Origin of the sequence: Pseudomonas sp. NBRC 111131, assembly GCF_001320525.1 — a bacterium.
Classification (GTDB): domain Bacteria; phylum Pseudomonadota; class Gammaproteobacteria; order Pseudomonadales; family Pseudomonadaceae; genus Aquipseudomonas; species Aquipseudomonas ceruminis.
In genome coordinates this window covers 195,536-213,160 of record NZ_BCBH01000002.1, presented here as the reverse complement: position 1 = coordinate 213,160, position 17,625 = coordinate 195,536, and the positions used below count along the sequence as shown (strand labels likewise).

General features: G+C 57.9%; 18 protein-coding genes. 4 read left to right on the top strand and 14 right to left on the bottom strand.

Translation table 11 applies throughout. From position 1 onward, the window contains the following. Positions 1-9: 9 nt before the first annotated feature. The 8 genes from APH34_RS03080 to APH34_RS03045 form a co-directional block, all read right to left on the bottom strand. Positions 10-1,482: an NAD-dependent succinate-semialdehyde dehydrogenase gene (locus tag APH34_RS03080; RefSeq protein WP_054899701.1), complete on the bottom strand. Its 1,473-nt coding sequence runs from the start codon at positions 1,480-1,482 to the stop codon at positions 10-12. Positions 1,483-1,719: 237 nt separating this feature from the next. After that, the gene (locus APH34_RS03075; RefSeq protein ID WP_054899700.1) at positions 1,720-2,487 is read right to left on the bottom strand and encodes an amino acid ABC transporter ATP-binding protein; all 768 of its coding nucleotides are present in this window, start codon (positions 2,485-2,487) and stop codon (positions 1,720-1,722) included. Between the two features lie 2 nt (positions 2,488-2,489). Further along, a complete protein-coding gene (locus APH34_RS03070) occupies positions 2,490-3,278 on the bottom strand; it encodes an amino acid ABC transporter permease (protein WP_054899699.1) in 789 nt (262 codons plus the stop codon). Positions 3,279-3,351: 73 nt separating this feature from the next. Further along, entirely contained in the window at positions 3,352-4,137 is a 786-nt protein-coding gene (locus APH34_RS03065; RefSeq protein WP_054899698.1) for an ABC transporter substrate-binding protein, read from the bottom strand. Positions 4,138-4,429: 292 nt separating this feature from the next. Next, a complete protein-coding gene (gene doeB / locus APH34_RS03060) occupies positions 4,430-5,422 on the bottom strand; it encodes a N(2)-acetyl-L-2,4-diaminobutanoate deacetylase DoeB (protein WP_054899697.1) in 993 nt (330 codons plus the stop codon). 78 nt (positions 5,423-5,500) lie between these two features. Beyond that, a complete protein-coding gene (locus APH34_RS03055) occupies positions 5,501-6,676 on the bottom strand; it encodes a Xaa-Pro peptidase family protein (RefSeq protein ID WP_054899696.1) in 1,176 nt (391 codons plus the stop codon). A gap of 301 nt (positions 6,677-6,977) precedes the next feature. Beyond that, a complete protein-coding gene (locus APH34_RS03050; RefSeq protein WP_054899695.1) occupies positions 6,978-7,754 on the bottom strand; it encodes an ABC transporter substrate-binding protein in 777 nt (258 codons plus the stop codon). A gap of 208 nt (positions 7,755-7,962) precedes the next feature. After that, positions 7,963-8,886, bottom strand: coding sequence for a LysR family transcriptional regulator (locus APH34_RS03045; protein WP_054899694.1), 924 nt, complete (start codon positions 8,884-8,886; stop codon positions 7,963-7,965). Positions 8,887-9,044: 158 nt separating this feature from the next. On the opposite strand from APH34_RS03045, the gene APH34_RS03040 reads away from it, so the two are divergent. Beyond that, complete coding sequence (locus APH34_RS03040) at positions 9,045-9,485, top strand: DoxX family protein (protein WP_054899693.1); 441 nt, start codon at positions 9,045-9,047, stop codon at positions 9,483-9,485. 19 nt (positions 9,486-9,504) lie between these two features. Continuing rightward, positions 9,505-10,401, top strand: coding sequence for a pirin family protein (locus APH34_RS03035; protein ID WP_054899692.1), 897 nt, complete (start codon positions 9,505-9,507; stop codon positions 10,399-10,401). 78 nt (positions 10,402-10,479) lie between these two features. Here APH34_RS03035 and APH34_RS03030 read toward each other — a convergent pair whose 3' ends face one another. Beyond that, complete coding sequence (locus tag APH34_RS03030; protein ID WP_054899691.1) at positions 10,480-10,983, bottom strand: CinA family protein; 504 nt, start codon at positions 10,981-10,983, stop codon at positions 10,480-10,482. 191 nt (positions 10,984-11,174) lie between these two features. On the opposite strand from APH34_RS03030, the gene APH34_RS03025 reads away from it, so the two are divergent. Continuing rightward, positions 11,175-11,408 carry a PLD nuclease N-terminal domain-containing protein gene (locus APH34_RS03025; protein WP_054899690.1) on the top strand — a complete coding sequence of 78 codons (234 nt, stop codon included), beginning with the start codon at positions 11,175-11,177 and terminating at the stop codon, positions 11,406-11,408. An 8-nt stretch (positions 11,409-11,416) separates the two neighbouring features. Beyond that, positions 11,417-11,575 carry a hypothetical protein gene (locus APH34_RS29505; RefSeq protein WP_176514192.1) on the top strand — a complete coding sequence of 53 codons (159 nt, stop codon included), beginning with the start codon at positions 11,417-11,419 and terminating at the stop codon, positions 11,573-11,575. Positions 11,576-12,042: 467 nt separating this feature from the next. On the opposite strand, the gene APH34_RS03020 is transcribed toward APH34_RS29505, so the two are convergent. The 5 genes from APH34_RS03020 to hxsD form a co-directional block, all read right to left on the bottom strand. Continuing rightward, on the bottom strand, positions 12,043-13,296 hold the full coding sequence (locus tag APH34_RS03020; RefSeq protein ID WP_054899689.1) for a hypothetical protein: 1,254 nt from the start codon (positions 13,294-13,296) through the stop codon (positions 12,043-12,045). Positions 13,297-13,879: 583 nt separating this feature from the next. Next, a complete protein-coding gene (hxsA, locus tag APH34_RS03010) occupies positions 13,880-14,488 on the bottom strand; it encodes a His-Xaa-Ser repeat protein HxsA (protein WP_054899687.1) in 609 nt (202 codons plus the stop codon). Then, positions 14,485-15,720, bottom strand: coding sequence for a His-Xaa-Ser system radical SAM maturase HxsC (gene hxsC, locus APH34_RS03005; RefSeq protein ID WP_054899686.1), 1,236 nt, complete (start codon positions 15,718-15,720; stop codon positions 14,485-14,487). Before hxsC ends, hxsA begins: the two co-directional genes overlap by 4 nt. Next, the gene (hxsB, locus tag APH34_RS03000; RefSeq protein ID WP_054899685.1) at positions 15,671-17,206 is read right to left on the bottom strand and encodes a His-Xaa-Ser system radical SAM maturase HxsB; all 1,536 of its coding nucleotides are present in this window, start codon (positions 17,204-17,206) and stop codon (positions 15,671-15,673) included. The genes hxsC and hxsB overlap by 50 nt, the downstream gene beginning before the upstream one ends. Then, on the bottom strand, positions 17,203-17,502 hold the full coding sequence (hxsD, locus tag APH34_RS02995) for a His-Xaa-Ser system protein HxsD (RefSeq protein WP_054899684.1): 300 nt from the start codon (positions 17,500-17,502) through the stop codon (positions 17,203-17,205). The genes hxsB and hxsD overlap by 4 nt, the downstream gene beginning before the upstream one ends. Positions 17,503-17,625 lie beyond the last annotated feature (123 nt).

Genomic DNA, 17,625 nt, shown 5'->3' with positions numbered 1-17,625 from the left:
CTCCAGTGATTAAAGGCCGCCAACGCAGACGTACTTGAGCTCCATGTACTCTGCCAGGCCATGTTTCGAACCTTCCCGGCCCAGGCCGGATTGTTTCCAGCCACCGAAGGGAATCGGCGCGCCGGTAAATTTCGGGGTGTTGAGCGCGACCATGCCGTATTCCAGCCGGTCGCACACACGCACGGCGCGCTTCAGATCATTTGTGTAAACATAAGCAGCCAGACCGTACTCAGTTTTATTAGCTCGCTGGATAACGTCCTCTTCATCGTCGAAAGGCAGGATCGCTGCCACCGGGCCAAAGGTTTCTTCGAACGCGATATCCATTTCATCGGTGACGTCAGCCAGCACGGTTGGCAGGACAAAGTTGCTGCCCAGGTTGTTGTCGAGGCCGCCACACATCAGGCGCGCGCCCAGCGAAACAGCATTGCCGATGTGATCACGGCATTTGTTGGCTACCGTGACACGCGTCATCGGGCCGATATCCACGCCATCGTCCAGGCCGTGGCCCACGCGCAGTTGTTGGGTCAAGCGCGTGAATTGGGCGACGAAGCTGTCGTACAGGCTGCGGTGCACATAGATACGGTTGGCTGCCAGGCAGTCCTGGCCGGAGGTGGCGAACTTGGCACCGATGCAGCCTTGTGCGGCCTCTTTGACATGGGCGTCGGCAAAGACGATGAAGGGGGCGTGGCCACCGAGCTCCAGCGAGACTTTTTTCACGGTGTCCGCTGACTGGCGCAGCAGGATGCGGCCGACTTCGGTGGACCCGGTAAAGCTGAATGCCCTGACCTCTGTGCGCTCCAGCAAACGCTTGGAGAGCTTCGCAGCATCGCCGGTAACAACCTGGAATACACCTGCTGGGAAGCCTGCCTCTTCGGCCAGTTTGGCCAGTGCCAACGCTGAGAGCGGCGTTTCAGGGGCTGGCTTGATGATCATCGGGCAGCCGGCAGCCAACGCGGCTCCGGCTTTGCGGGTGATCATCGCGCTTGGAAAGTTCCAGGGGGTGACTGCAGCGGTTACCCCGATGGGCTGCAATTTGCTGGTGAGCTGGCTGCCTGGGAGGTGGCTGGGAATCGACTCTCCATAGCAGCGCTCGGCCTCGGCAGCAAACCATTCCAGGAAGTTGGCGCCATAGTCGATTTCACCCAGGGACTGCGCGTAAGGCTTGCCTTGTTCAGCGGTCATGAGCGTTGCTAGGTCCTCACGATGTTCCCGGGTCAGCGCTGCCCACTTGCGCAGGAGGGCGCCACGCTGCGCAGGGAGCAGGGCACGCCAGCTGATGAAGGCTGCGTTGGCCGACTCCACGGCGCGGTCGATCCATTGCTCGTCACAATGAGCGACCTGAGCGATGACTTCGTCGGTAGCGGGGTCTGTAACGGCCAAACGTCCTTCGCCATTTACCCATTGCCCATCGATGTAGGCCCGGGTTTCGAGTAGATCAGGGCGGCGCAGCTTCTTCAGAGCTGCCGTGGCGCGGTTGTTCATGTTGTTTGCCTCAGCGAAGGATTGCGGTGTTTGCTTGCAGGACAATTCTATGAAGCGCACGTGGGCGGGATACGGCGTTAAACACCAGGTCAGCGCATTCAAGCTGCAATGATCCTCGCGCCGTGCCGGATTGCTGCGTGAACGGGAACGATGACGCAGGAGGCCTGTTTTCGGTGCGGTGGCAGGCTTTTGGAGGGGGGACGTGACGCGGGGCCACAATGTGGCCCCGCACGGTGATCAGCCGGCGACAGAGGGTTGTAATACCTTGCCGAGGAACGACTTCACCTTGGGGTTGCTGCAGGTGCCGAAGAAGTCTTTTGGAGGCAGGTCTTCTTCGATCTTGCCTTGGCTGAAGAAGATGATCCGGTCGGCAACCTCACTGGCAAACCCCATCTCGTGAGTGACGATCAGCATGGTCATACCGCTGGCCGCCAGGGTCTTCATGACATCCAGCACTTCGCTGACCATTTCCGGGTCCAGTGCCGAAGTCGGCTCATCGAACAGCAGGATGCGTGGCTCCATAGCCAGCGCGCGGGCGATCGCCACCCGTTGCTGTTGGCCGCCGGAAAGCATGGATGGGTGCTTGTGGGCATGGTCGCCCATGCCCACCCGCTTGAGCAGTTTCTCGGCGTTCTGTTGCGCCTGGGCCTTGCTCAGGCCTTTGACCTTGCGCGGTGCCAGGCAGATGTTTTCCAGCACGGTCATGTGCGGGAACAGGTTGAAGCTTTGGAAGACCATGCCGACTTCGCGGCGCAGCGTTGCAAGGTTCGCAGGTTTGTCGATCACTTCGATGCCGTCGATCACGATCGTGCCCTGCTCATGGCGCTCCAGCCTGTTCAGCAACCGCAGGAACGTCGACTTGCCAGACCCGGACGCACCCAGAATCGCCACCACTTCTCCGGGTTTGAATTCAACGCTCACACCTTTGAGAACGTTGGCTGCACCATAACTTTTGCAGACCCTGTCTACCCTGATCAGTGCCTGTTGTGTGCTGTTGGTCGACATGGTCATTTCCTCTCGAAGCTCAGGTGCTGTTCAAGGGCGTTGGTGACTTGCGTCATGCTGGTGGTGAGGATCAGGTAGATGGCGGCGGACGTCAGCAAAACCGGCACTGGCTCGAACGTTGCCGACTGGATTCGGCTGGCGGCATTGGAGAGTTCGACCACACCGATGGCATAGGCCAGGGAGGAGTCCTTGAGCAGGGAGACGCCGTTATTCACCAGCGGCGGCAGGCTGATGCGCAGCGCCTGGGGGAACACCACCGAAAAGAACAGGGTGGTTTTCGACAGGCCCAGGGCGTCGGCCGCCTCGATCTGGCCTTTGGGCACCGAGAGCAGGCCCGAGCGAATGGCTTCGGCGTTGTAGGCGCCAACGTTGAACGCCAGGGCAATGGTCGCGGAGGTGAAATCACTGAACTCCAATGAGGGCAGCAGTACAGGCAGGGCGAAGAAGGTGAACAGAATCTGCAGCAGCAGAGGCGTGCCGCGAGCGACCCAGATGTAGGCTGAGCACAACCATCTGAGGGGCGCAATCGACGAGGCCTTTCCCAGCGCGGCCAAGGTGCCGATCACCACGCCCAGTATGCCGGCAAGGAGCGTCAGCTGCACCGTCACCAATGCGGCCTGCGCGATCTGCGACGCATTGGAACCGATGGGTTCAGGCGCGTGTTCGAGGATGAGCCCCATGCCAAACACAAAAGCCACGGTCAGGCAGATGGCAACGGCGGTTTTGATTAGGGGGGCGTTCAGTGTGGGGCGGGGAGTACTGCGGGGTATCGGCTTGACACTGGAAGTCATGATGCACCTCTGACAAGCGCTTGAAGGAGCGCTTTGAACGAATTGAGCGGTCAAACATGAAGACTGCCAGCCCTCAGGAGGCAGGCGATGTGCAACTGATGTCTTCGCCAAACCATTTTTTCGAGATGGCATCGTAGGTGCCATCACTTCGCATCTCAGCGAGGACGCTGTTGTATTTGGCCAGCAATAGGCTGTTGTTCTTGTTCACTGCAGTCGCGCTTTTCTCCTCAAAAAGCATGTCGCCAATGTAGAGCTGCTTGCCGCTCTCGCCGAGTTTGTGCTGCGCGGTCCTGGCCACGAACTTGTCGCTCACCCACGCGTCCGATCGCCCGGACAGCATCGCGTTGCGGGCGTCATTGTCAGAGGAGATGTTGCGGATCTGCTTGATGCCCGGGACCTTCTGCACCGCCGCGAAATAGGTCGAGCCGGTCTGCACTGAAACAGTCTTGCCGGCCAGGTCGTCCTTGTGTCTGATTTTGGGGGTGGTCGCCACGATGACCGCGCCGGTGCAGAAATTGGGCTGGGTGAAATTCACGACCTTGGCGCGTTCGCTGGTCGCGGCCAGCGCCGCGATCACAATGTCCCAGCGGTCCTGGGTCAGCCCTGCGAGGAGCGTGTCGAAAGCGATGGGTTTCCATTCGGGAACAAGCTTGAGGCGCTTGGCGACTTCGTTCCCGAGGTCTACTTCAAAGCCGACCAACTGACCGTCTTCAAAGTACTGGAAGGGTGGAAAGGTACCGTCGGTACCGATAATGATCTTGCCACTTCTCTCGATTTCATCGAGGGGGCGAGCGTGTACCAGGGTAGTCGCCGTCGCTGCGAACACTGCGAGCATGCCGAACATTGCCATTCGCATCATGTATCTCCAGGTAAAATTATTGTTAGGCAGAGATAGAAGAGGTGCTGCATTTTCGTGTGGTGCGCCCCACGGTCGTTCTTGCGACGAATCCGTGTCAAAAGTGGCGGGGCGTGAAGCTAGTATCCGTATATTGCCGAGCGTTAGCGTGCGTTGATCGCGTGGCAAATGCGGGATAACTGCAATTGGAAGGTGGGAGGCGCAGGATCGCGACGGGGGAGGGTTGTACTGTGCCAGGGGGGCTGTGGCGGCCTCGACACGCAGAGGTCGAAGGCCGGCACAGCATCAGCCGGGGTTAAACGACGACGCCGAGCACTGCGAGGGTGTCGCCGCATTGAACCAGGCCGGGGAAATGGCGGCAGGCCAGCAGCCCGTCACGTTTGGCCAGGTACTCGACGGGAGGGGCTCCTGTGCGGGTAGCGTCATAGACCCGCGCCACCACGTCACCTGCACGGACCGAATCGCCCAGGTTGAAGCAGAGCTCGATCAGGCCAGCATGTTCGCTGGTGATGAAGCAGTCGCCATCGGGCATGTCCAGCATGATGCACGCCTCACCAGGCCCCAGTTCACCAGCAGTCACACCTGCGTGAATAAGGAAGTTCCTGACACCGCGCTCGGCGATCTCGATGGTGGTCGCAGTGCTTGAGCCGCCTCCGCCCAGCTCAGTGGTCACAAAGACCTTGCCGGCCTCTTCGGCTGCCGTATCGAACATGCCCACGCTGTCGATCTCCAGCATCATCATGCTGAAGGGGGCGGCAAAGGCCCGCATGGCCTGTTCGGCACGGTGTTGTTGAGCTTTGTCGGCAAGGATGTGCACCGCAGAAAACGGGACGAAGTCCAGGGTCTTGCCACCCGAGTGGATGTCCAGGACATAATCGGCCATTGGCAGGATGAAGCGCTGAATGTAATCGGCGATCTTCTGCGTCACGGTGCCGTCGGGCTTGCCCGGGAACGTGCGGTTGAGGTTGCCGTGGTCAATGGGTGAAGTACGCGTGCCGGCCTTGAACGCAGGGTAATTCATGAACGGGATGATGATGACCCGCCCCTGAACGTCTTCGGCGTTTAGCGTGGAAGCGAGTTTGGTGAGCGCAACCGGGCCTTCGTATTCATCACCATGATTGCCGCCGGTCAGCAGCACGGTGGGCCCTGAACCCTGTTTGACCACGGTCACCGGGATCATGATCGACCCCCAGGCAGAATCGTCCCGCGAGTAGGGCAACTTCAAGAAGCCGTGTTGAACGCCGTCGCGCTCGAAGTCGACGGTAGGCTTGATCGGGCTTGGTTTCATGGCGTTTCCTGGATAGCAATGTCGGGGCAGTGCCAAGCGGCCTGCACAGGCGAATTTGCGCAGGCCGGTTGGGGCGGGTCAGGCTTTCACGTGGATCTGCCGTGGCAAGGTCGAGAGGGTGTCGCAGCCCTTGTCGGTGATCACGATCGTTTCGCTGAGTTCGATGCCCCAGCCATCCATCCACATGCTGATCATGGTATGCACCACGTGCCCAGGTGTGAGCACGGTCTGGTCGCCTTGGCGGAACGAGATCGTGTGCTCACCCCAATCCGGCGAGAAGCCCAGACCGACGGAATAGCCAATACGGGACGTCTTGGTGATGCCGTAACGGCCGATCACATCCTGCCATGCAGCCGCCACGTCGTGCCCCAATGCGCCAGGGCGGGCGGCATCCAGTACGGCGTCCATGCCTTCGAGCAGGGCCTGTTCAACGTCGGCAACGTTCTGTGGCTTGTTGCCCAGTTGCAGGGTGCGCGCCAGGCAGGCGGTGTAATGGCGGCAAGCACCGGCGAGCTCGATCGCCACTGTCTCGCCGGGTTGGTATTTGCGGTCGCTCCACATGATGTGCGGCGCTGCGGCTTTTTCCCCGGCCAGGATGATCGGCGGAATCCCCGGGAAGTCACCGGCGAAATCGGGAGAACCACCCACTTGCACTGCCTGGATTTTCCCTACGGCATCACACTCACGTACACCCGGCGCGATGACCTCGAATGCGCATTCGACTGCCGCCTGGGCGAGCTTGGCGCCATTGCGCAGGTAGCTCAGCTCAGTGGGTGATTTGATGGCGCGAATCCATGAGACCAGCAGGCTGGCGTCGGTAAAGCGCGCCCCCGGCAGACCTGCAATAAGGCGTTGATGGGTTTTTGCGGTGTAATAGTAGGCGTCCAGCTCAACGCCGATGTGCGCCTTGCCCCACCCCTTTTCCTTGAGGTAACCCGCAATCCAGTCGATGGGGTGGCGGTCTGGCATCTGGATATAGGTTTCCGGATACCCCACGACTTGCTCCGGCGACATCCACACAGTCAGGCGCCCACCGGCGACATCGATGGAACGGCCTACCCAGATCGGTTCACCTTCCATTGGCACGATGACCACCTGAGGGGCGTAGAACGACCAGCCATCGTAGGCAGTCAGGTAGTGCTGGTTGGCTACATCGCTGATGAGCAGAAGATCCAGGCCCTGGCGTTGCATCTGTTGCCTGACCTGAAACAAACGCGTGGCGTACTCGTCTTTGCTGAAGGGAAGGGTGATCATCCCGTACTCCTGCTTGCAGTAATGCCCGACACAGTATTGTGGTTATGCAACCTGCACGGGAAGTTGAGTAAATATGATTTTTCATAACGCCCGGAGGGGCGCTAGTTATTCAAGAAAGCTGGCGAGTGAGCGATACGGTTGTCACCCCAGCCCAGGAAGTTTAAACATCCCACGTGCCGTTAAATTGCATTACTACCGGGTAGAGGCGCAGGTTTCCTGCAAAAAAAGCACACTGTTCGAAGGCGACCTGCGCGGTAGTGTTTTGCAGGCTCTGCGCGCAGGAGAGCCCAGGTGACAAGGGTTACTTGCAGCGAACATCCTCATTGAACCATTTTCTGGAAATGGCCTCGTAGGTGCCGTCCTTGAGCATGTCGTCCAGTACCTGGTTGTAGCGGGCGGCGAGGGCTGTGTTGTCTTTCTTCATCGCTGTTGCCACGCGTTCGCTGAACAGCAGGTCACCGATATAAACGGGGCGAATCGCGCCCGCCGATGCTGCGGCTTTTTGCTGCATCATCAATGCAACGAATTTGTCTGTCACCCAGGCGTCGACTTTTCCTGAGAGCAGTGCATTACGTGCATTGTCGGAAGACATGTTGCGCACTTGCACCCCGGGTACGTTCTGCAGTGCCATGAAGTAAGTCGATCCGGTCTGGACTGAAACTTTCTTGCCATTCAGATCCTGGGCTGTCTTGACCTCGGGCCTGGTCGAAACGATCGCGCCGCCGGTGCAGTAATGAGGGGCGGTGAACAGCACAGCCTTGGCGCGCTCGTCGGTAATCCCGAACGAGGCCGTTACCATGTCCCAGCGGTCTTGTGCGAGGCCGGTAAGCAGAGAGTCGAACTCCATAGGTTTCCACTCAGGTTTCAACTTCAGGCGTGTAGCGATCTCGTTGCCGATATCCACTTCAAAACCAACAAAGTGCCCATCTTCAAAATAGGTGAACGGTTTGAAGTTGCCATAGGTGCCAATGATCAGTTGCCCGCTCTTTTCGATCTCTGCCAGGGGGCGGGCCTGGGTGTTGGAAAATAGGGTCATTGCCATCAGTGCAATGCAGCCAGCCAGAAGGCGTCTGGTCATGCTTGTATCTCCAGATAATTGTTATTGGCAGAAAAGGACATGCAGGGCCGACGACACGCCGGTTTGATGGCGTGCGTGGCCCAGCCCATCGTACTGCCGCGGTCAGTGGGATAACGCGCACATTGCTGCACTGCCTTGCTCGTTTTCAGCGGTTTTTCCGCGTTTGTGCAGGAAAACGCTCTGCCTGATGCCTGGCAATCGTGGACGCTCACACTGACGTGCTGGCCCCAGTGCTGCCGCGTTGTTGAACGAAGCGCTCGATCAACCATTGCGCGGCAGGGCCGGGCGGGAGATCCGTGCGGTAGATCACGTCGAAGGCGTACGCTGCGCTTTGGTATTCAGGAATGTTCAATTGAACGAGGCGGCCGCTTTGCAGGTCTTCCTGGACCATCGGAGCCGGCATGTTTCCCCAGCCGATGCCTTCTCGCAGCAACATATGTTTGGCGCCCAGGTCCGCCAGCCGCCAGGTGCGATTACTGAGCACAGCGAAATCCTTGTCTTGGGTCAGGCGCGAGCGATCAGACAGCACCAGTTGAATGTGTTCACGCCCGGCACCTGGAACATTGGCGTCGCTTGACGCCAGCGGATGATTGGGCGCCGCTACCGGAATCAACTCGACGCTGCCGATGGCAATTCTTTCGATCCCGTTGATGCCCTCATGCAATGGGCCGCTTACGCCGATGATCGCGCCGCGGTTGATCACGCGATCGGTGACAGCCCCGAGCGCTTCCATGTGCAGGTGAAGGGAAACCGTGGGGAATGCCTCGCGAAAGGATTTGAGTGCGTCCACAACCCGCTCGGCCGGAAGCATGACATCCAGTACAACATGCACTTCAGCCTCGAGCCCCTGCAGCAACCCTTTGACCTTGGCTCGCAGGCCGTCAATACCGTTGGCGATGGTTCTGGCTTCGGCCAGTACGGTACGCCCCGCATCCGTAAGCTGCGGTTTACGCGTTGTGTGGCGGTCGAATAACGACACGCCGAGCTGCATTTCCAGGTTGGTGATGGAATAGCTGATGACAGAGGTGGCGCGATGAAGTTTTCTGGCGGCGGCTGCAAAACTACCGACTTCCACGACCGTCAGAAACACGCGCAGTTGGTCGAGTGTCGGTGTTCCAGGATCTGAAAGCATTGTACGTCCTCAAGCGTCGGGGGGAGCCAGGATAGCTTGCCGATTTAATCGAACATAATGTTCTAAATTAACCCGCTATTCAGATTAGCTGACGAGGCGCACCATTTCGTCACCACAGCGGTTCAGGTCGAACCGCTTACCTGTGAAGGAAAAGCCGCATGTCAGCCTCTCAAAGCATCACTCATTCGGATCACATCGAGCACCATCGTGGCGACGTGACTCAAGCCACGGCCGCGTTGGCCGGCCGTCTGTTGCTCAGCGCCATCTTCATTCTCTCGGGCGTTTCGAAACTGGCCGCGCCCGCCATGATGGTCGGTTACATCAGCGCTGTCGGGCTTCCGCTTCCCCAGGTGGCGCTGGTGGTGGCGATCATTGTTGAAGTGGGGGGTGGCCTGGCGCTGATCGCGGGTTATCGCGCCCGAATCGTCGCTGCAGGGCTGGCGCTGTTCAGCGTGGTCACCGCACTGGCGTTCCACCATGCGCTGGGTGATCAGAACCAGTTCATCCACTTCTTCAAGAACCTTGCGATGGCCGGTGGCCTCTTGCAGGTTGTGGCCTTCGGTGCCGGTCGGTTCAGCCTCGACGCTCGCCGTCGTTGATACGCTCAGGAGCATCATCATGACTGTCCAACAACCTATGCGTGCTACACACGAACCTGTGACCCACCGCGCAATCAGCTACCGCACTACCGGCAGCGGGCACGGCCCGATCGTCCGGCTGATGAGCCCTTCGGACCTGGGGCATCTGGTCAAGCCATTTGTGTTCCTTGACCTGTTCGAAGGTGAGAGTTCCTTCATTCACGGTATGCCTATGCATCCGCATTCAGGGATCGCCACCATCACTGTGATTACCGAAGGTAACTTGCGCTTCGAGGTGCCTGAAGCAGGCACGGGGACGCTTGATTATGGCGGTGTTGAGTGGATGCGGGCGGGCGGCGGGGTCTGGCACGGGAAAGAGATGTCCGTAGGCACTTCGAAGCGTATCCAAGGCTTTCAGCTTTGGATTGCGCTCCCACCGGCACTGGAAAACGCGAGTGTCGATAGTCAGTACCTCGAGGCGGACAGGGTGCCTGAAGTGGGACCGGCGCGGGTGATTCTTGGGTCTTACCAAGGTGTGCAAAGCCCGGTACGCGCACCGGCGGGAGTGAATTACCTGTTGGTTACACTGCAGGGCGGTGAGTCCTGGACCTATGTCCCGCCCGAGGGGCAGGAGACTTTGTGGCTCAGTGTCAGCCGGGGCCAGCTCGCCACACCTGGCCTGGTCATGGCGGGCGAAATGGCCGTCTTCGAACAGGGCAGTGGGGCTGTGACGCTGACGGCGATGCATGGCGACACGGTATTCGTGATGGGTTCAGCAGCGCCCCATCCCCATGACTTGGTACTGGGAAACTACTCGGTGCACACCACTGCGCAGGCCTTGCGGGCCGGAGAAGCAAAAATTGCTGAAATCGGTGCTCGGTTGCGTGACCACCTGGAACACGCAAGCGCGCCCGTCACCGTGCCCGTCTTTCGGTAACCCAAGCTGTTGTCGGGCCTTCCCCTAGACGGCGATTAGCTGTGTAGCGGACCCAATAACGCTAACCGGCCTTCTCCGTCAGGCGCGCTCACCGCGTAGCCAGCGCTGGTGATAGTGCGCCAGGCGCGACAGCCCATAGAGCGCTCCTTGGCGCATGATGTCTGCACGGCCACCGAAGAACCGTTGGCTGCGGGTAAACACCGCCAAGGGTTCGCCGGCAAATGCCCAGGCGAAGCACAGCGTGCCGGGTGCGATACCCTCCTGCGGTTCGGGCCCCGTGATGCCCGTACTGGCAATAGCGACGCTGGCGTCGCTGTCCTTCAATGCACCCAATGCCATCTCCCAGGCGACCGCCTCGCTGGTCAGCCCGTAGCGTTCGATGGTTTGCGGACTGACCCCTAGCAGCCGTTTCTTGGCGCTGGGGGAATACACCACATAGCCGCTCTCCAGTACTTCACCGGTGCCCGGCAATGCCGCCAGCAGGGCGACCATCGCGCCGGCTGTGCAGGATTCGGCGGTGGTGAGTACCAACTTGTGCGACTTGAGGTAATCAAGTGTCTCGAGCACGGGATCCGTAGCCATTGCGCAATCCTCGCAGACGGTGTTGCGGTGGACGTGCTGACTGCGGCGTTGGTTCATTGCCAACGGCGTCCGCTCATCATGGCCGAGTAAACCTGCCTGAACTTTGCCAGGTGCGATGGCTTCACTCTAGTAGGGGCTGTGATGTTCGCCAAGGCGGCGCGGCCTGTTCACGGCAAAGAGGAGAGGCGCTCATGACCGAGCCTGTGACGTATTTCTGGATCGCCGTAGCGGTGGTCATTCTTCTGGTCGACCTGTGGGCCATCGTCAGCGTATCCCGCAGCGACAAGGCTGAGGCAACGAAGGTGATGTGGGCGCTGTTGCTGTTGGCGCTGCCCATCGTCGGCCTGGCGATCTGGGGTGTCTTTGGGCCGCGTGGCATCAAACGCGGCACGGGGCCATCATCACCTGAACACAGCAAGGGATAGGAGCGGGCATGTCTACATCAGAGAAGGACAAGGCAGTGGAACAGGCCAAGACTACGGGTGAGCAGGAACGGGACAACGATGCCCGGCGCCCGGATGGCTCAACCGGTACCACGCAGGATTCGACGGCGCAGAAAACCGCGCGTGGAGAGGGCAAGCGCAAGCATTGAGTCGGATTGGGCCGCATATTGCCGGGCTCGGTGATACGTGATCACTAGCAGTCAAGATGTTCCGACAGCGCTCGCTATTTATTAGAGGCTATCCGGGTCGCCGAAGGACATTTTGCTATGGCTCAACGGCGGTATTTCCAGTTGGGCCGAAATGTACCCTCAGAAATACCCCTCAGTACCCCCCAGTACGATTCGTGAGTCGAGAGTGGTGATTTCTGACACCTCTCGCCGGGGCACCCGTCGGACCTCAGAGTATCTCCGTGGCGAGATGGTTGGAAGAAGGGCAATGCTGCGTGTTTATGGAGTCGATCGAGATAACGCTCGGCTATCGACCGAGGCTGTGTGCACCCGTGCTTGCTATCCGTTTGGCCAGGTACGCAGCGCCGGAAAGCCGGACCAGCTCTGCAAACGCTTTTGCTGGTTGCCGGCTGTAAGGGGGGCGACGCCGAGTAACCTAAGTCAGCGATTTACAGTGGACACGTGGTCCCCGTCAGAACTTCTTCACCGTCACTCCGATGTTGCGTATGGTTTAGATCTTTTCTCCCTTGCATCAAACAATTCGCCATCTGACGCCACGCGGTGTGCCCAGCATGATGTTCCGTGGTCTTGCCCAGCAACAATTTTGGCGGTAACCGCTTCACTTGACTACTACGCGTGAAGATGCAAAGTGGAGTGAAAGCCGGTAGCTCATGCAGCTTTGTGGTCATCAATGACGTTGGGCAAAGCAGCAATAGATCCCCGAATGCAAACATCTGGAACGCCCAGACCTGCACCTTGCCATCGGAGCGAAGATGACTTTGCCATTGGATCGGATCCACATCAGCCAGTGTCACTGCGTCGTCAAGGACGAAACGGGTTGAGTAGTGTTGGCGCATGTCCAAGCTTTCCGCAACCGCGTAAGTGATGCTCGACACCGCCCCCGGTGCCGTGACTAAAAAAACGAGAAAAACAATAAATGTAGCTATGGTAACTGTTACGGATTTTTTGTAAATGTTGCCCCTGACGATGAAATATAAAAATGCCGGTATCAAAGTTATTAATAGTGTGAATAGCGAAAAGCTAGCCATGAAGTGAGCCGCTTGCTTAGTGTTGCTGCCCACATATGTATTAAGTATTAGAAGAATTGAAAGCAGGCTAACCCAAACCGACAACACCAAAACGAATCCGGTGAATACAATTAGTCCGTAATGCGCGCTCCGGCGTCGACTCGGAGCGGCATGCGCAACAAGGCGTCGAAACGGCTTGGAGAGATACAGCGCTCCGTAGGCCAGTAGGGTTGCAACCGATATGCTACCAAAAGCGAGTAACGGCCCGACATGCTCATGTTGGTAGAAACCTAACCAAATCAATACTGCGTAGCCTACAGTTTGAGGAATCAACAGTCGCAGTGCGACGCTCCGAATATGCCAGCGCACTTTGGTGAACAGCGACACGGCCGTTCCATAGAACCATGAAGATCCCATGAGTACGAGCATTTGAGTGAACATCAGTGCGGTGACCATGATCACCCAAACAGCCAAGGACGCCTTGGCATCCAGTGAAGCCATGAACAGGTCGGGCCTCCCAATGGCACGGCCATAAATGTACAGACTGAGGCTTCCGATGAAAGTGCCCAAGAATACCAGGGTGACGGTAAAAGGCGTCCAATGTATGAGGACGCGTTTTACATTTCGTTTGAAGACCTTGTCGAAGGTTGGATTGGTATTTGCTCCCGTGGCCATCTGTTCTCCATATATGGGATTTGGTGAATTTAGAATAGCGATTCGCATCGATATGTTCGGATTTGTGCGTCCAGCCATTGGCGTTCAGGGTGCACTGATATTGAATTTAGCTGCCTGAACAACGACGTGGTGAGCTATGGATTCTTGTTGTTGGTGATTCTCCGGCTGTGCAATAACCTAATTGCTATCGATGAGTACGGCAGGGAGTAGACGTCCGGCTACGAAAGGGAGTCGTAGGGCCTTTAACTACCCAGGCCAGGCCAAGCGCTTGCTAAGTTCCCGTGATGGGAAACAAATACCTATAGAACTAGCTAAGCAGCTTCTGAATGCCAGACAATACTGCGCGATTGATTTTATTTAGCTTGAAAGCCGAGGGCGGCTAAGCGAGTCATATGTTGCCAGGCTGCTTCAAATGGCAGGCTGATCATAGCAATGAATGTGATCAGCATTGCTGCCAGACCAAGGAGTATTGCCACTACAAGCAGCCACGATGGGATATAGAAGTGCAATGTGAGAAAGCCGGCTGTCATCATGGGATAATCAGTTCGTTGCTGGACGGACACTAGCTTTAACCTGAAGCGACTTATGGAATCTTGATACCTAACGCATTCAGCGATGGTGTATCCATCCGGCCATTCACTGTCAGCCCACTGTCCATCTGAAAGGCCATCAACGCACCACGTGTCGCCTTGCCCATAACCCCATCAATCCTGCCTTGGTAATACTGGCGCACCATCAGCGCGGTCTGCACACGGGTGACCAGGTTGCTTTTCTGCTCATTGGTCGCGCGGCTCTTTGAAGTGCTCGAACTTGTCCCGCTGGTAGTGCCAGACGACTGATAAAGGCTGTTGCTGCTTGATGTGCTACTCGAAGCACTCGGCGCGCTGTAGCTTCGGGTACTGGTAGCGGGTGGGCTGTAGTAGCGAGGTGCGCTATAGCCACCCGAGCCGCTGTAGTGAGAACTGTGCGAGCTGTGGGACCGGTGTGAACTGTGCGAGCGATGTGCCGCATAGATGTTGACGGTGTCTGGCGCATTGAGCGTATCGGCAAATACTGGGGGCTGTAACTTGTCGTTGGGTTGCCAGTTCGCATCGGCGAGCGACAGATGGCCCGCCTGTGCCAGGGTGGTACCTGCCATTGGCAGCAAGCTGATCCCACTGATCAGGACTTTCCAGCGGTCGAGCAATTTCACTGTGCACTCCTTGCATAGGCGCTATAGGCCTCGGTCGATAGTAGTTTTACGCCGCGGCTCTGCCAGCGGTCGGTGTGGGATTTGAAGAAGCCAGAGCAATGTTTGACGGCAGCGCATTGCTGGCAGGTATCGATGAACAGGTTCTTCCAGTCCGAGATGCTCTGGCGGGTGAAACGCGAGAGGTGGGCGGGGATCAGGCACAGGGGCAAGTTGTAGATCGAAACCGGCACTCCGCGGTTGAACAGGAAATACACGGCCTGGCTCAACGACTCCTGATAGTCCAGCGGGTCAATCCACAGTTCTTCGTAGTTCTTCCTGGCCAGGCCGGTACTTTCGATACCCATCAGCGCAACATGCCGCACGAAGGGCAGGTTTCTGAATACATAGTGGGCGAGCTCTGGCAAGCGTGGTGTGGTCAGACGATTGAGCACAACGCGAATTTCGATGATCTGGTTAGCGCGCGCCAGGTTGTAAAGACCTTGCAGGGTTTCGCTGAACGCGCCTGGAGCCTGCACCACATGGTCATGGTCTTCGGCATTGTCGGCATACAGCGGGATGCCCCAGCTCAACTGAGGGTGGGCGATGGCAGAGAGCGCTGCGATCCAGCTCGGGTTCTGGAACAGACGCCCGTTGCTGAGCACATGAATTGATTTCTGCGGCAAAACGGCTTTGCACTTGGCCAGGATTTCGAGCAGGCCGTCGCGATAAAGCGTTGGTTCTCCGCCGCTGATTCCCAGATTTTCCTCGCCCGGGTCCATTAGGTCGATCAGCCGTAGGTTCTCCTCGATGTGCCAACGATCATCGAGATCTTTGGGCGGCTGCGAGCACATCAGACAGAGGCTGTTGCAACGATCGGTCATGAACAGCAGGTTGCTGTCTGAGCCTCGTCGATAAAGCACACGCACCAAAGCGTTGCCTGGTGTAATGGCAATGACATCGCCGGGCTGCACGACACCCGCATCTTTGGGGGAGTGCAGGTGTGGCCGCGCGCTGTCGAAGTCGCCGATCAATGGCTCCGGGATCAGGAAGCCACCGACTGGTAATGAGAGCAGATGCGGGCTCTGTAGCCGTTCTTCGTTTGGCAGCCAAAGCAGCAGGTCATCGAACTCAGCGCTTCCGGCACAAACAGCCAGGCCTTGTTCGATGAACTCATCCAGAGTGATGACCTTTAGCAGTTTCGGCTCATTCAGGTGATAGATTTCGAAGTGAGTATCTTTGCGCAGCATCGCCATCAGCCCCGTAACCCGGGAACCGGACATCGTTGTAAGAGCGCCTGTTCAACCAAGACAGCAGCACCCTCTGCACGTTGTCGTCGCCATCGCAAAGCAGGCCGAAAAGATGCTTCAGCAGCCCCATGTTCTTCTTGCAGAAGCTGCTGAACACTCGGTGTCCGATTGGGTCAGCTTGGCGGGCATAGTGTTCGATGGGGTCAGCGCCACAGTACGGGACAAGTGCGCAGTCGGAGCAGCCCGGCAGCGCTTCTGCTACACCACTGGCGAGCAACGCATTCATGACGGGCGATGCGAGTAATTCAGACAAGGGTTGCTGCACGGTGCCGAGCTTCAAGCCGTCTTCACCCATCTCCAGCAACATTCGGGCTTCGTCCGAGGGATAGACGTAACCGTCATAGTTGTAAACCAGCGCCGCAGTGCCTGCGCCAGCAGGGGAGCGCAGGTCTACATAGCCAGAGGAGAAGGGTGTCAGGATATTCTTCAGCAACAGGCTTGTATAACTCTCTGAGAGGTATACGCCCTGTTGGTTGATATGCAGTAAATAGGCCAGTGCCTTCTTGTAGAAGGCCAGGTATCGCTCAATAGGATAATCAAGTCGATGGGCACTCTTGGTGGCAAACCCATAAGGGCTCAGAGGCCGAAGCGAAATGCTGGAGAAGCCCTGGCTAACATACTCATCGATGATCGCTTCAGGTTGTCCGAGGCTTCTTGAAGTCAGCGTGGTCAACGCGGAAACTGCATCATGACCAAGGCGCTCACGGACCCACTGGATGCCTTTTACAGTGCGTTCGTAGGAGTCTCGTGACGGGGTAGGGCGGTTGGCATTGTGCAAGGACGCCGGCCCATCGAGCGAGGTCGAAAACTGGATGCGATTTTGTTCTGCGAAGTCGAGTATTTCCTCCGTCAGGTGGTGCAGCGTGGTGGTGATGACGAACTGGATATCCCGTTGTTCGACCACGTTCCGTTCAACGACCCATTCGACAATCTGGCGGACGCGCTCGAAGGCTAGAAGCGGCTCGCCACCCTGAAACTCCACCGTCAGGGCGGGAGCGTTCGATTCGAACAGGCGATCGACCGCCGCCTGTGCATCCGTTTCCGACAGATCGTGGTCGGATCCTCCCAGAGGGGCCCGCGACACCTGGCAGTACTGACAGGTGTGGTTGCAGCGCAATGTAACCACGAACAAGTGCAGTGCAGGGCCCTGGAAGAGGAAGTCCTTGCGGCTGCGATATTGCGCGGCCATTTCCGGGAATGGGTCGTGGCGGCCTGGTTCATAGATGAAGTGGCGGGCCAGCAGGTCCTTGTAAAAAGGCGTACTTGCTTGAACGTCGAAGTAACTGAGGGCTCGTAATTGCGCGTCGTTCACGTGCATGTACTCACCTGTATCGGAGGTGAGCAGGATGTCACGGTCATGTCCCGTGTTCATGCGCATGAATCGAAAAGGCAGCAAGCGGTAGTGCTTGGCGTCTGTCGCAATCAGTGTCACTGGGAAATCCCACATCTAGCGAGCGCGGCTCGGGCCAGGATTTCACGTAACCCTGCTGTTTCGCGGTTGATATGGTCGCGTAGGGCGAAGTCGTTCAGGTGCTGGAGGATCAGTGAGTGAGCCTGCTCCGGGGAAAGCGTTAACCTTGCTTCAGCGGGGTGGGCCGTGAGGCTAATTTGATTGGCTTCAATACCGATATGGATTGCCACGGTGTCGGCCAGTGAATAAGCGGCGCGTTGCACCACGCTGAGCGGGTAGGCTGCGCTGTCGAGTTTCAGCGTGACAGGCCATGTCATCGGAACCGGTCCTTCAAGTCCGTTGGGAGCGTGTGGATTTTGCCGGTTATCGAGGCATTATGCCATCATATTTTTTGCACACATTTGTCCAGCGTGGTGGGTGGTGTGCTCACTACGGCTCGG